The organism is Nitrospirota bacterium, assembly GCA_016214385.1.
Taxonomy (GTDB): domain Bacteria; phylum Nitrospirota; class Thermodesulfovibrionia; order UBA6902; family JACROP01; genus JACROP01.
Genome location: JACROP010000148.1, coordinates 1 through 11,132, shown reverse-complemented (window position 1 = coordinate 11,132; position 11,132 = coordinate 1). Strand labels below are relative to the sequence as shown.

Annotated in this window: 16 protein-coding genes; 9 read left to right on the top strand and 7 right to left on the bottom strand. The window is 41.2% G+C overall.

Annotated features, from left to right (window positions below; all coding sequences use genetic code 11):
* Positions 1 to 153: 153 nt before the first annotated feature.
* The 5 genes from rfaE1 to recO are packed head-to-tail and all read left to right on the top strand — an operon-like array spanning position 154 to position 4,488.
* Positions 154 to 1,140: a D-glycero-beta-D-manno-heptose-7-phosphate kinase gene (gene rfaE1 / locus HZC12_09305; protein ID MBI5026898.1), complete on the top strand. Its 987-nt coding sequence runs from the start codon at positions 154 to 156 to the stop codon at positions 1,138 to 1,140.
* Positions 1,137 to 2,330 carry a pyridoxal phosphate-dependent aminotransferase gene (locus HZC12_09300; GenBank protein ID MBI5026897.1) on the top strand — a complete coding sequence of 398 codons (1,194 nt, stop codon included), beginning with the start codon at positions 1,137 to 1,139 and terminating at the stop codon, positions 2,328 to 2,330. The genes rfaE1 and HZC12_09300 overlap by 4 nt, the downstream gene beginning before the upstream one ends.
* 7 nt (positions 2,331 to 2,337) lie before the next feature.
* On the top strand, positions 2,338 to 3,240 hold the full coding sequence (era, locus tag HZC12_09295) for a GTPase Era (GenBank protein MBI5026896.1): 903 nt from the start codon (positions 2,338 to 2,340) through the stop codon (positions 3,238 to 3,240).
* A gap of 15 nt (positions 3,241 to 3,255) precedes the next feature.
* Positions 3,256 to 3,708 carry a bifunctional nuclease family protein gene (locus HZC12_09290; protein ID MBI5026895.1) on the top strand — a complete coding sequence of 151 codons (453 nt, stop codon included), beginning with the start codon at positions 3,256 to 3,258 and terminating at the stop codon, positions 3,706 to 3,708.
* Positions 3,709 to 3,711: 3 nt separating this feature from the next.
* Positions 3,712 to 4,488, top strand: coding sequence for a DNA repair protein RecO (recO, locus tag HZC12_09285; protein MBI5026894.1), 777 nt, complete (start codon positions 3,712 to 3,714; stop codon positions 4,486 to 4,488).
* Here recO and HZC12_09280 read toward each other — a convergent pair.
* Positions 4,437 to 5,618 (bottom strand): cardiolipin synthase B, encoded by a 1,182-nt coding sequence (locus HZC12_09280; protein ID MBI5026893.1) that lies wholly within the window; start codon positions 5,616 to 5,618, stop codon positions 4,437 to 4,439. The genes recO and HZC12_09280 overlap by 52 nt on opposite strands.
* Positions 5,619 to 5,620: 2 nt before the next feature.
* Between HZC12_09280 and HZC12_09275 the strand changes: the two genes are divergently transcribed.
* The 3 genes from HZC12_09275 (at position 5,621) to HZC12_09265 (ending at position 7,182) form a co-directional block, all read left to right on the top strand.
* Positions 5,621 to 6,130 carry a DUF3842 family protein gene (locus tag HZC12_09275; GenBank protein MBI5026892.1) on the top strand — a complete coding sequence of 170 codons (510 nt, stop codon included), beginning with the start codon at positions 5,621 to 5,623 and terminating at the stop codon, positions 6,128 to 6,130.
* 3 nt (positions 6,131 to 6,133) lie between these two features.
* Entirely contained in the window at positions 6,134 to 6,322 is a 189-nt protein-coding gene (locus HZC12_09270; GenBank protein MBI5026891.1) for a CooT family nickel-binding protein, read from the top strand.
* Between the two features lie 71 nt (positions 6,323 to 6,393).
* Positions 6,394 to 7,182 carry a lipoate--protein ligase family protein gene (locus HZC12_09265; GenBank protein MBI5026890.1) on the top strand — a complete coding sequence of 263 codons (789 nt, stop codon included), beginning with the start codon at positions 6,394 to 6,396 and terminating at the stop codon, positions 7,180 to 7,182.
* A 2-nt stretch (positions 7,183 to 7,184) separates the two neighbouring features.
* On the opposite strand, the gene HZC12_09260 is transcribed toward HZC12_09265, so the two are convergent.
* The 6 genes from HZC12_09260 to HZC12_09235 all read right to left on the bottom strand — a co-directional run bounded on the left by HZC12_09260 (position 7,185) and on the right by HZC12_09235 (position 10,055).
* A complete protein-coding gene (locus HZC12_09260) occupies positions 7,185 to 8,108 on the bottom strand; it encodes a hypothetical protein (protein ID MBI5026889.1) in 924 nt (307 codons plus the stop codon).
* A 99-nt stretch (positions 8,109 to 8,207) separates the two neighbouring features.
* Complete coding sequence (locus tag HZC12_09255) at positions 8,208 to 8,564, bottom strand: DUF2442 domain-containing protein (GenBank protein ID MBI5026888.1); 357 nt, start codon at positions 8,562 to 8,564, stop codon at positions 8,208 to 8,210.
* Positions 8,545 to 8,781: a DUF4160 domain-containing protein gene (locus HZC12_09250; protein MBI5026887.1), complete on the bottom strand. Its 237-nt coding sequence runs from the start codon at positions 8,779 to 8,781 to the stop codon at positions 8,545 to 8,547. Before HZC12_09250 ends, HZC12_09255 begins: the two co-directional genes overlap by 20 nt.
* Positions 8,782 to 9,050: 269 nt before the next feature.
* Complete coding sequence (locus HZC12_09245) at positions 9,051 to 9,449, bottom strand: hypothetical protein (protein MBI5026886.1); 399 nt, start codon at positions 9,447 to 9,449, stop codon at positions 9,051 to 9,053.
* An 85-nt stretch (positions 9,450 to 9,534) separates the two neighbouring features.
* Positions 9,535 to 9,828 (bottom strand): type II toxin-antitoxin system RelE/ParE family toxin, encoded by a 294-nt coding sequence (locus HZC12_09240; protein MBI5026885.1) that lies wholly within the window; start codon positions 9,826 to 9,828, stop codon positions 9,535 to 9,537.
* Positions 9,825 to 10,055 carry an addiction module protein gene (locus tag HZC12_09235; GenBank protein MBI5026884.1) on the bottom strand — a complete coding sequence of 77 codons (231 nt, stop codon included), beginning with the start codon at positions 10,053 to 10,055 and terminating at the stop codon, positions 9,825 to 9,827. The genes HZC12_09240 and HZC12_09235 overlap by 4 nt, the downstream gene beginning before the upstream one ends.
* Before the next feature lie 175 nt (positions 10,056 to 10,230).
* On the opposite strand from HZC12_09235, the gene HZC12_09230 reads away from it, so the two are divergent.
* Positions 10,231 to 11,082: an IS1595 family transposase gene (locus HZC12_09230; GenBank protein MBI5026883.1), complete on the top strand. Its 852-nt coding sequence runs from the start codon at positions 10,231 to 10,233 to the stop codon at positions 11,080 to 11,082.
* Positions 11,083 to 11,132: the final 50 nt, after the last annotated feature.

Below are 11,132 nucleotides of genomic sequence, written 5' to 3'. Positions count from 1 at the left end.
TATGACCATTCATCTCTATCCCAGGGTACCAATAGTTTACTCAAAAGAAGCATACTAAAAACCAAGCTACTCTTAAGGCTTACCATCCCAGTCTGGAAATATGGGATTATATCTCCCTGTATTGATTAGGAAGTTGCCAAATTTAAAGTATTCATGCTAAATTTAAACGCTATAAAAATGGTAAATTTTATTAAAAAATTTCCTGAAATAGGTGTCCTCGTCATCGGGGACATCATGGTAGACCATTATATCTGGGGCAAGGTAAAGAGGATCTCGCCTGAAGCGCCTGTGCCAGTGGTCGAAGTATCGAAAGAGAGCCTTCTCCTGGGCGGCGCAGCCAATGTAGTCAATAATCTCCTTTCTCTGGGAGGCAAGGTTTTTATTTCAGGAACAGTGGGAAGAGACGATATGGGAAGAGTTTTAATCCATGAATTGAGGGTAAAGGGAATTGATACAAATGGAATCGTGGTCGAAGAAGACAGGCCCACAACAGTAAAAACCAGGATTATTGCCCACAACCAGCAGGTAGTCCGCTTTGACAGAGAAAACAGGGCTGATATTGGCCCGGCTACCATGTCGCTTATCCTCGAATATGTTAAAAAGACCCTTCCAGAGATAAAAGCCATTGTCTTTTCTGACTACTGCAAGGGTGTCATTACAAAACACCTCATAGGGGAAATCCTTAAACTCAATGCAGCGATTTTTATAGCAGTGGACCCGAAGATAGGCCATTTCGATTATTATAATGGCGCCACTCTTATAACGCCGAACATAACCGAGGCTTCTATTGGCTCAGGCATAGAGATAACAGATGAAAAGACCCTGACTGATGCAGGAAAAACCCTCCTTAAAAAACTTGGATGCAAGGCTGTCCTTATAACCAGAGGGGATGAAGGAATGAGCCTTTTTGAGGCAGGCGGAGGGGTGACCCATATACCGACTTTTGCAAAGGAAGTTTATGACGTAACAGGCGCTGGAGACACAGTGATTGCAACATTTACTCTTGCCCACTCAGCAGGGGCAACAATGAAAGAGGCTGCAATACTTGCCAATCATGCAGCCGGCATAGTCGTTGGAGAGATTGGAACTGCAACGGTGAGAGCGGAAGAGCTTTTAAAAAATCTAAAGGAGATACAGTGAAACTTTCAAACAGGGTTAATTCAATAAAGCCATCTCCTACCCTCGCTATTGATGCAAAAGCAAAGGCCCTTAAAGCCTCAGGCGTGGATATTGTTAATTTTGGCGTGGGAGAGCCTGACTTTGATACTCCAGCGAACATCAAGGAAGCTGCTATTAAAGCCATCAAAGATGGTTTTACAAAATACACACCTGTTGGAGGCATCGACGAGCTAAAGGCAGCCATTGTCGAAAAATTCAAAAGGGACAACGGTCTCGACTATGAAAAGGATGAAATCCTTGTGTCATGCGGTGCAAAACATAGTCTCTACAATATTGCCCAGGCCATTTTCAACAATGGAGATGAGGTCATTATTCCTGCACCATACTGGGTCTCATATCCAGACCAGGTAACCCTTAATGATGCAATTCCGGTCATTGTCAATACAGATGAAGGAAATTCTTTCAGACTCACACCCGAACTCTTATCAAAAAGCATAACAAAGAAAACCAGGGCATTAATACTGAACAGCCCTTCCAATCCAACAGGCCTTGCGTATGACAGGAAAAACCTTGAAGCAATAGCAGACATTGCACTGAGATATGATTTTTCTATCATCTCAGACGAGATATATGAAAAGCTTATTTATGACGGGTTTAAACACATCAGTATTGCATCCCTGAGCCCTGAATTAAAGAAAAAGACAATTGTGGTAAACGGCCTTTCAAAATCTTATGCAATGACAGGCTGGAGGATCGGTTATTGCGCCGGGCCAAAAGAAATCATCAAGGCCATGACAAACATACAGAGTCAATCGACTTCAAATCCCACATCTATCGCACAGAAAGCTGCAGTCGAGGCCCTGAGAGGCCCGCAGGACTTTATACCGGAAATGGTAGAAGAGTTTGACAGAAGGCGTAGATATATGGTCGAGCGGTTTAATAAAATCCCTGATGTCTCCTGCCTGACGCCTGTTGGTGCCTTCTACACTTTTCCAAAGGTATCGTCCTTCTACGGTAAAAATTTTAAAGGCAAAACCATCGGCTCTTCATCTGATCTGGCAAACTATCTCCTGGAAGAGGCAAAAGTTGCTGTTGTCCCGGGCAGTGCCTTTGGCAATGACAACCACATAAGATTATCCTATGCAACCTCGATGGAGAACATTAAGAAAGGGCTTGATAGAATTGAAGAGGCCTTGAGATATTTCCGGTAAGTTCTAAGTGAGTAAGATTTTTCTCTCTGGTTTTGTATCAATTATAGGGAGGCCCAATGTCGGGAAATCCACTTTCCTCAATTCCATCCTCGGCGAAAAAATTGCGATAACAACATCTAAACCGCAGACGACAAGAAACCGCATCTTAGGAGTCAAAAACCTCACCAGCGCCCAGATAGTATTCCTCGATACACCGGGGATACATAAACCAAAACACAAACTCGGAGAGATAATGGTCAAAACAGCCCTTGATACATATAAAGAGGTTGATGTTATTATTTTAATGGTTGAACCTGAACCACCGGGGGCTGGAGACAGATTTGTGATTGAAACCCTTAAAGAAATAAATAAGCCTGTAATCCTTCTCATAAACAAAATAGACCTTGTAAAAAAAGAGGCACTGTTACCGATTATCGAGGGCTACAGAAAAATTTATCCATTCCCTGAGATAATTCCAGTATCTTCACTTAGAAAAGACGGCCTTGATGATGTCCTTAAAACTATAATCAGATATCTGCCTGAAGGACCCATGTATTATCCTGAAGATATTGTAACTGACCAGTTAGAGCGCTTTATGGTAGCAGAACTAATCCGCGAGAAAGTCATAGAAGAGACAGAGCAAGAGGTTCCATATTCCGTGGCAGTCGAGATAGAAGAATGGGCCGAAAGAAAAACAGAAGAAGGGAAAAAACCCCTTATATTTATCAAAGCAAATATTTTTGTTGAAAGAAAAAGTCAAAAAAGTATTATAATAGGAAAAGGTGGTTCGAAACTTAAGGTCATCGGGAGCTCTGCAAGAAAAGACATTGAAGGACTCCTTGGAGCCCGGGTATTTATTGAATTGTGGGTAAAGGTAAAAGAACACTGGCGGGCTGACACAGGTGCCTTGAAGGAGCTGGGTTATGTGTAATATGCGAGGGATAAAATGCTAATACAGATGAAGGTTGAAGGTTTGCTGTTTGACCCGAGGAGTAGCATGTATATACTTCTCTTAAGGGGCATTCAGGGTAATGAAACTCTTCCCATATGGATAGGTAAACCCGAAGCAGACTCGATTGCCCTTGCACTTGGAAAGGTGGTAACCCCGCGTCCCCTTACCCATGATTTGATTAAAAATCTGGTTGATGGCCTTAAAATGAAAATCACACGGATCGTCGTGACAGATATCATCGATAACACTTACTATGCCCTGATATATGTGGATAAGGGCGGTAAGGAATTAGCAATAGACTCAAGGCCGAGCGATGCAATCGCAGTCGCCATAAGGATGAACTCACCAATCTATGTAGAGGAAGCAGTCATAGAGCGCAAAAATAATGACGAACTCGAAGATTGGTTAAAAAATCTCAAGCCCGAAGACTTCGGCAATGTCATGTGATAAATGCTTTTTAGAACCGACGGTATCGTTCTAAGAACTCAGAAATATGGAGATGCCGATTTAATAGTTACCTATTTTACCCTCGAGCGTGGAACCCTGAAGGCCTTTGCAAAAAGCCCGAGAAAAATAAAAAGCCGTTTTGGCAGCAGCCTTGAACTCTTTACCCACGCAAAGATAGCACTATTTGGAAAAGAACATACATCCATCCCAAAACTTACACAGTCAGACATCGTCCATTCCTTTCAAGGGCTGAGAGATGATTTAGATAACTTCATCTGCGTTTCAAAACATGCTGAATTGATAATAACCATGATGCACGAGGCAGAGCCAAACAAAAAAATCTTCTCCCTGTTTCTGAACACATCAAGCATTCTTGAAAAAATCAGAGACAGGATTAAAAAAGACGCCATATCCCTCATATTCCAGATACGTCTGCTGGACATACTCGGATACAGGCCAAGGCTCGGAAGCTGCGGCAGGTGTGGAAGAAAAAAGGGGAATTTTTACATATCTCACGGCACCGTCCTCTGCGAGAAATGTGGCCCCAGAATGGAAAAGAGTCTTGAATTAAGTCAGGGGGCCATCAGTTTTTATGCCCATGCGTCAACATGGCCAATATCAAAGGTCCTGAGACTGACCCCATCCAGCCAGTTACTCTCACAGCTATCCTCTGCCATTGATGAACATATCACTTATCTCCTGAGTAAAAAGCTAAAGACCTCCATATTTCAGAGCCTTCTCCTGAAAAGTGAAAAAAACCTTTCCAGTGCTTTTTCATAAAACGATCTCCTTGACCATCCATCTTCACCTATTTTTATAGAATGATTTAAATCCTCCAGAAACAGGTCTGTCATCTGCTTCCCAAAACCTTCATCTAAAATACCGACATTGCCCTCATCGTTTCGCCTGAGGGACTGAAAATCTAAATTGGCAGAGCCGATAATACTCCAGCAACTATCGAATACTGCTGTCTTTGCATGAAGAATTTCTCCCTGGTAGTTATAAATTTCAAGCCCTGCCCTGAGGAGCCTTTTAAAGAAAAACCTTCCGGCATAATAGGCAGCCGCAACATCACTTTCGCCAGGAAGGATGAGTTTTACTTTCACTCCCCTTTCCACAGCATCAGCAAGGGCATCTACCATCCTGTGGCTTGGAATGAAATATGCGGTGGTCAAATAGATGCTATGCATTGACTGCTGAATGCTAAAGTAAAGGAGTTTTCGCATCCTGCGCCTTCCCTTTGAGGAATCGGCAAAAATGGGCACAGCAGAAACCCCCTCATTCTGCGGATAACTCTTCTGCTCATCGGAGATTCGCTGAGGCGAAAAAGAAATGGTCTCCCCACCCCATAATTGCCAGCTCTTATTAAAAATTTTCAGCAGTTCTGAAACAATCGGGCCTTCAAGGATAATACCTGTATCTCTCCATGGTTTCTTCCTCTTGCCAAAGTAGCCACTGTATTCGTTTGCGATATTTAATCCCCCTGTGAAGGCCTTTGTATTGTCAACGGTTATAAGCTTTTTGTGGTCTCTGCGGATGTAATGCAGGGGCGACAACCATTTGAAAGGGTATGAGGCCCTGAGCCTTACGCCAGCTTTTTTCATTTCATCCCAGAAACTCCTCGAAGTGGTAAAAGAGCCAAAGTGGTCATAAAGAAGACAGACAGCCACCCCTTCCCTCGACTTCTGTTTAAGAATTTCTGCAAGCTCTCTGCCTGTCTCATCATCCCTGAAGATGTAAAATTCAAGACATATCAGGTTTTTCCCTTCTTTTATGGCACCGAAGATTTCCTGAAAAGTTTCCATGCCTTTCCAGAGAAGGCGGACTCTATTGCCATCTGTAAACTTAACTCCGGCGATCTTTTCTATATCTGACCGCCTGAATGCACCTGTAGAAATCACATCCTCCAAATATGCTCCTTGGGTTTTTCTTATTTTACCTTCTTTTCAATATTTCACGCTACATCTCCGTTGCCATTTTAACTTTCCATGTGCTATCTTTCTTTGTGAGCAGGAGACAAACGATAGCTGTTGTTGATGGTCAGGGTGGCGGCATAGGAAGCATCATTGTAAAAAGGCTCAGGGAAGAGTTTGGCGATGCTATAGAAATCCTCGCCCTCGGTACAAATGCCACAGCAACCTCTGCCATGATGAAGTCAAGGGCAGACAAAGGTGCAACAGGAGAAAATGCCATTGTCCTGAACTCAAACAGGGTTGACATGATAATCGGGACATTAAGCATTGTCCTTCCGAACGCAATGCTCGGAGAGATGACGCCAAAAATGGCAGAAGCCATAATATTATCAGGCGCACAGAAGATGCTCCTTCCACTGAATCAGGAAGGTATTGAAGTAATGGGGATAACAAGAGAGCCGCTTCCGCACCTTATAGAGAATATCGTAGAGAAAATAAAGGAGAGGTGAATTATGTGCGAGGCTAACGCCTATATTGACAGAGACGGCAAAGAGGAACTATATCTTGAGAATGTTGATATTCTCAAGCCAGAAGATGGAAAGCTTTATCTGAGAAACCTCTTTGGCGAGCAAAAGGTCTTTGAAGGGAAAATTAAAGAGATTTCCCTTTTAAGGCACAGGATAGTGCTGGAGAAAAAGTAAATAAAACCAAATATTTGGTTTTATTTATTCTGAACAAAGTGAAGAATCATAACTAGTGAAGAATCTAAATAATGGCCCCCGAATGGAGACTGATTGATACTGGCCCCTGCAGTGCCTCTTATAATATGGCCCTTGATGAGGCCATTGTGGAAGCTGTGCGTAAAAAGCTTTCCCCCCCTACCCTGAGGTTTTACCAGTGGTCAGTGCCAGCAGTAAGCATTGGATATTTTCAGAAAATAAGCGAAATAAATATTGATTACTGCAATCGTATGGGTTACCCGATTATAAGGAGGCCAACAGGTGGCCGGGCAATCCTGCATGATTCAGAACTCACCTACAGTTTTTCTGTGCGAACGGACATTGCACCCTTTACAGGCAGGCTCTTTGATAATTACATGGCCATAAGTAAGGCCATCATCTCAGGCCTCAGTGCCCTGGGTTTAGACGCAGTGATATCATATTCAAAAAAGAGAGACGCCAGGCATAAAAGCCCTTCATGCTTTGAGTCCATCTCCTATGGAGAAATATCAATAAATGGGCAAAAATTCGTTGGCAGTGCCCAGAGACATTACGCAGATTGCATCCTCCAGCAGGGCTCTATTCTGCTGGACTTAAATATAAAAGAACAATGCAAAGCACTTAACCTTAACATTGACGAGAATCCCGGAGGTATAGGTGCAATAGCAAAGTATAATGGGAAGATTACAATAAACAACCTCCAGAATTCTCTAAGTATGGCCTTCCCGAACGCTTTCGGGATAAAATTATCCATGGAAAGGCCAACTCAGTTTGAACTTAACCTGGCACAAGAATTGGAAAAAGAAAAATACTCAACTCATGAATGGAACTTCAGACGTTAGCTCTATGCCGATTCGGCAACAGCTTCTTTTTTGGCATTAATCCACATATAAAAAATAAGCAGGGAGCTCATTATTACAATCCAGAGATAACTCTGCAGGATATAGGACACCAGATGAAATGGAAAGCCGATTATGGGGCCAATTGCCGGAATAAGGCTTAAGGGGTATACCAGAAACATCAATAAAAAATTGGCACTCATATACCCCATAATAAGGACAGCATAGAAAATAAATGCCTTCGGATTTTCTTTTATAAAAGTAAATCCTTTTTTAAAAGCCTTAAGCGGGCCAATCCTTTCAACAACAAGAGCCATCACAGAATAAAAGACAAGTGCTAAAGCCCCAAGGACAATCACGAGGCCACAGGCTATCAGCAGAAGTGCAAAAAATGTCCCTGTAAAAACAGCTATAAAGGTTTCTTTTTCTCTATACGCTGATATGATGGAAAACCCGCAGCCTCCAAAAACACCGAAAATAAAAAATACCACCACAAGGCCGGCAGACGCCACAATGGCAAAGCCTGTGATGGGAAAAAACAATTTTTTACCCTCCTGAAAAAAAGACGAAAGGCTGAATTTATACTGGCTGTCAAGGACAGAATTTCTTAACACACCGAGTGTTCCACCAAAAGTAAAAATACTCAGGGCAGAAACAATACCCAGATAAAGGATGAATGCGGTCAGGATGAAGATAACAAGCCCGAAATACCTCGAGAGAATCTCAGCAGGAGATCTGAACATCTGCAGAAAATCTTTGACCTGCACAAGGTCTATTCCGAAATACACAAAGGCAATGGCAAGCGGCAGTCCTACAAAAATAAAAAAACCAATACAGGAGACAATCATAAAGGCTATCTGGACAAGTATCACCTGCCAGTTTTTATGTGTGAGGCGAAAACCGTCTTTTATAAGCTCAAAAATCACCACCTAAATCCTTCACAAAAAAACGCCCCGCATAACCGTCTGGCAATGTAGCGCAGCTGAATGCAGTCTTGATAAAAAAATTAAGGAAATGAAATTTCTTTTTTATTTCCGATTAGGGTCGCTTTTTCTCTTGACAGAGGGAGGCCTTATAAGTGTTATGCGTGATTGTCTTTGATTCAGCCACTTTTTAAATGATTCTTGAGTCTCACCAGATGGTTTGCCGGCCAACAATCCTTCAACACTTATGTCTTCATCAATATCTTCCCAATGGATACCGTAACCTCTGCCTATTAATCTCCAATTATTCCTTTCTTCCGGTGTAGCATTTACCAAACGAGGGAACCATTCAAGGGGAACTGCAATTGTTCTTCCATCACTGAGATCTACGGTTAGCGTATCCCTTGTCACTTTTACATTTTCAGCTCTTGGAATTTCTATTTCAATTGCCGAAATATTCATGCCATGCCTCCAATAATTTTGAATGATGCTCATTTATAATTTTATGTATTTTGGCAATCTCTAACCTGCTAAATCCTCCACTACTTTGTAGTCTAACAGGATCAAGCCAGAACTTAGCAATATTTTCATCCCGCTCAACATGTATATGTGCTGGCTCATCACGGTCTCCTGCATAAAAGAAAAAACGATATGGCCCAACTTTGAGTACCGTTGGCATTTGTTTTTATACTATCATATTCTCGTATTTTTCGCCTCAACGCTCGAAATCACAGGCGGAGTAAAACGAGTGAGATGTTATGAGTTTTATTTAAGTGAAACATATTCCGTCATTATTAATAAAGATGCAACTAATACAAGACCGAACCAATGAGGAAACGGTTAGCCACTTCTCTTTTCGCTAAATAAAATCATTTAATTTCAATCCTTCTTCCACATAACGCCTGAACTGTGCGGCAGCTTTATGCCGCGTCCCTCTTGAGCGCCTTGTTATGTGGCAATATTTGCTTCTCGTGCACGACGTGCTACCCGCCAATGAACTAAAAAAACAACAACAGCAATGATAAAAATAATCACGGATTGCGTCAAGCTTTGAAATGCATCTCGTTGCTCAGACTTGATTGACTGCTGATAACTTGCCAAACGTTGTTTTGTTAGTTCTTCATCAGCAGGGCGTTGCCTTTTTTTATTACCACTACTGCAGCTATCGCTCCCCTTCCAAAAAGCGTCATTGCTTTGATGCCGATTATATTCGTACGAGCTCATTGTGAATTCCGGATTTGCAATTCTAACTATATCATAGATTGAAATACCAAACGCTATGACAAAACATACTATTGTAGCGAAGCATACAGCTAAGGCATAAACCTCAAGAATTGATTTCTTCAATCTGCCCTCCTATTTTTCTAATTTTAAACATAACGTTCCAAATCATCGGGGAGGTACCGCATCCGCTGGATTTAATTGTTATGCTTTATTTTATTCTCTTTTTCCAATAATCAGGTTCCCTGTTCAATTGCATAATTGCAATGATAAAGATTTCCTCGCCGACAATTTGATAGATAACACCAAACGGGAAACGGTTAGTTAAGCACCTTCTCGTATTTTCTGAAAATTTAGACCATGCTGATGGAAAATGAATTATCCGATGGATCGTTGAGAAGACTTCCTTCGAGAATTCCAAGCCAAGTCCTGATCGGCATTTCTCAAAATAATTTATCGCTTCAAGAAATTCTTCCTTTGCTTCGGGATGGAAGGAGTATTTCATCTATGAAATCTTTTCCTGATTTCCTTAAAGACCTCATCGCCGGGAATGGTTTTAACTTTGCCGGTTTTAATTTCATTAACCCTCTTTTCAGCTTCCTTTGCCCATAATGCATCTATTTCTTTTTGTGACGGGTGCAAACTGTTGAGAATCTTTTCAACCAATGTGGTTTTTATGTCTACCGGTAAAGACTCGACCATTGAAATTAGCTCGTTTGTTTTCATAGTCATAAGATCACCTCCTTTTTATATTTTATCATAACAATAATTATACCAACTTACCTTTAGCTGGTTTCATGGAAAGAATATAGCATATTAAAGGGTTTGGATAAAGGAAAAAATCATTTAAAATCAATAAAATATAAGGTAATTGTAAAAGTTTTGGCACCATTTTACAATGGTGCCTATGGACCTAAACACATTTGAATTCATTGGAAAAACTGAAAATAAAGCTCGTCTTTATTTCAGAAAACACTGCTGGAAAAATAGCCGTGTTTTTTGCACCAGGTGTAAAAGCTATAAAATCTATCGTATACCGGATAAAAGATACCGCTGTAAAAGGTGCGGTTATAAGTTCCATGACTTTACCGGCAGATGGCTTAATAGGCTCAATATATCGCACAAAAAATGGCTTTGGATTATAAAGTTGTTTGAGCTTGAGGTATCGGCCCGAAAGATAGCTGGGCAGGTTCAGTTGAGCTATCCAACAGTTCTTAAGGCGGTTACTCTTATTAGGATTGCCATTGTAGCCAATGCCAAAGATGCTCAGGAACTTCTTAATGGTGAAATAGAGCTTGATGAGACATATTTTGGAGGCAGACACAAAGGGAAACGTGGAAGGGGTGCCTTCAATAAAGTCCCTGTTTTCGGGATTCTGGAGAGGGATGGTATTGTAAAGGTTGAGATTCTGAAAGATGTTACTGCTGAATCTATTTTGACAATGACTGTAAAGACTGTCAGACGAGGCTCTATTGTGTATACTGATAAATTCAGAAGCTATGATGCCCTTATGTTCTGTGGATACAAACATTTGAGGGTAGACCATGGTAAGCGCTTTGCTATAGGCAAGGTCTATATCAACGGCCTTGAAGGCTTCTGGAGCTATGCTAAGGAAAGGCTTATAAAGTTTCATGGTGTATCAAAAGAAAAATTCCCTTTCTATCTGAAAGAAATGGAATTCAGATATAATAATAGACATAAAAATATATTCACTTTATTGGTTCAAAATATATGCAGTTTTGTGCCAAATCTTTTATAATTACCAAAATGAAATATAAAGACTACGCCGCACTTGTAAAACCTGTTATA